This window comes from Thiorhodococcus mannitoliphagus, from assembly GCF_010915725.1.
GTDB classification, from domain to species: Bacteria; Pseudomonadota; Gammaproteobacteria; order Chromatiales; family Chromatiaceae; genus Thiorhodococcus; species Thiorhodococcus mannitoliphagus.
On sequence record NZ_JAAIJR010000472.1, the window covers coordinates 1 to 433 of the forward strand.

A 433-nucleotide genomic window follows, 5' to 3' on the forward strand; every position below is an offset into this window, starting at 1 on the left:
CAGGGTCGAGAAAGCGGAATCGGCGGGTCGTGCCTGGGCGAGAATGGCGCCGGAATTGGCGTTTTATGGGCGTCAGGTAACAGGCTAGCGCCACCTGCCGAGGCGACAAGTGGTGGCAAGCGCCAGCGCGCGGCAGTCAGATCAAGCGTCATTGGCAAGGCCGGCTCAGGCGCTCTTGGACCTGCGGTGCATCGAGCCAAGGACCGGTGAGGGTGTTGCGGATAAAGCCGATCGCCGCCTGCACCCCGAGGGTTGCGAACAACCCGGCCAGTTCCTTGGAAAACCGCGCGAGCGTATTGATCAGGTGCGCCAAGCGCATCAGGTAGTGGTCGCCTTTCATGGCGTTCCAGTTTTTAGCGAAGGCGTGCTCGTAGGCGTAGCCCTGGTGTTTCTCGACCAGGAAGGCGCCTTCGATGCCCCAGCGGTAGCGTGC

The 433-nt window shown here is 63.0% G+C and carries 1 protein-coding gene; it reads right to left on the minus strand.

Going from position 1 to position 433, the window contains the following annotated elements; genetic code table 11:
* Window positions 1-148: 148 nt before the first annotated feature.
* A partial coding sequence (locus tag G3480_RS27425) for a hypothetical protein (RefSeq protein WP_206171956.1) occupies window positions 149-433 on the minus strand: 285 nt, incomplete at its 5' end.